The sequence below is a fragment of the Staphylococcus croceilyticus genome (assembly GCF_002902575.1).
GTDB lineage: Bacteria > Bacillota > Bacilli > Staphylococcales > Staphylococcaceae > Staphylococcus > Staphylococcus croceilyticus.
In genome coordinates, this window is record NZ_PPRD01000084.1 from 1 (window position 1) to 1,134 (window position 1,134).

Below are 1,134 nucleotides of genomic sequence, written 5' to 3' on the forward strand. Positions count from 1 at the left end.
CTTTTTGAGCTTGATAACTATTTTTCATAGCACGCCTCCAATTACAAACTGGACATAATTTTGATTTACAAAACCATGTCTTATGTAACTTCAAATAACCTTCATCAGTTGGCTTGAATTCTAAGACGTTACCACATTGTTTTACGTTAAAAGCCTTTTTAATTTTTAAGATTTCCAGTATATCTGCATAACTTACATTATCAATTTTCTTTTCTCTCCATGGGCGTTGTTTCCCACTTTTCATCATATCTTTTAGTGTTTTATTATCTTGATTTTCGTCTATATATTTTGTATGATTGTCTTGCATATAAAAAGACCTCCAGTATTTGATTTTAGCTCGACACTTTAATCTTATTACTGGAGTTTTTTTATGTCAAATTTTATTTTATACACTAAAAACCATTAAAAACACTGTCAAATCAACGTTAAAACGATATTTTGAAAAAGAACGTTATTTCTATATAGTATCAAGACAAGAAGAAACTCGTTTTCAACTCGTTTCAAAAACCTTTCAAAAACCATCAATCCACAAAAATACCACGCGAATGACACTCAAAATACAAGACTACAATTAAAAAATACTTAGAATAAAATTAAATAAAATACGAAAATTAAAAGGAGTTAAAAATGCCTTATATTTATTTAATAATAGCCATAAGTACTGAAGTTATTGGAAGTGCATTTCTTAAATCTTCAGAAGGCTTTTCAAAATTTATACCATCCTTAGGAACAATAATTTCATTTGGAATTTGTTTCTATTTTTTAAGTAAAACAATGCAACACCTACCACTAAATATAACTTATGCAACTTGGGCGGGACTAGGTTTAGTCTTAACAACCGTAGTCTCAATAATTATTTTCAAAGAACAAATAAATCTAATAACTATAGTATCTATAGTTTTAATCATAGTCGGCGTAGTTTCGTTAAACATTTTCGGAACATCGCATTAATTGCTTTATTCCAATTGCTTTATTGACGTTGAGCCTCGGAACCCTTAACAATCCCAAAACTTGTCGAATGGTCGGCTTAATAGCTCACGCTATGCCGACATTCGTCTGCAAGTTTAGTTAAGGGTTCTTCTCAACATCAATAAATTTTCTCGGCATAAATGCGTGTTCTATTTTTTATTTTTT

The 1,134-nt window shown here is 29.7% G+C and carries 2 protein-coding genes; one reads left to right on the forward strand and one right to left on the reverse strand.

Translation table 11 applies throughout. The features are described 5' to 3' along the window. Window positions 1-307: protein rep (locus tag CD128_RS09645; protein WP_231917297.1), on the reverse strand; the 307-nt coding region annotated here is incomplete at its 3' end. Window positions 308-627: 320 nt separating this feature from the next. Between CD128_RS09645 and qacC the strand changes: the two genes are divergently transcribed. Beyond that, a complete protein-coding gene (gene qacC / locus CD128_RS09650; protein ID WP_001146389.1) occupies window positions 628-951 on the forward strand; it encodes a quaternary ammonium compound efflux SMR transporter QacC in 324 nt (107 codons plus the stop codon). Window positions 952-1,134 lie beyond the last annotated feature (183 nt).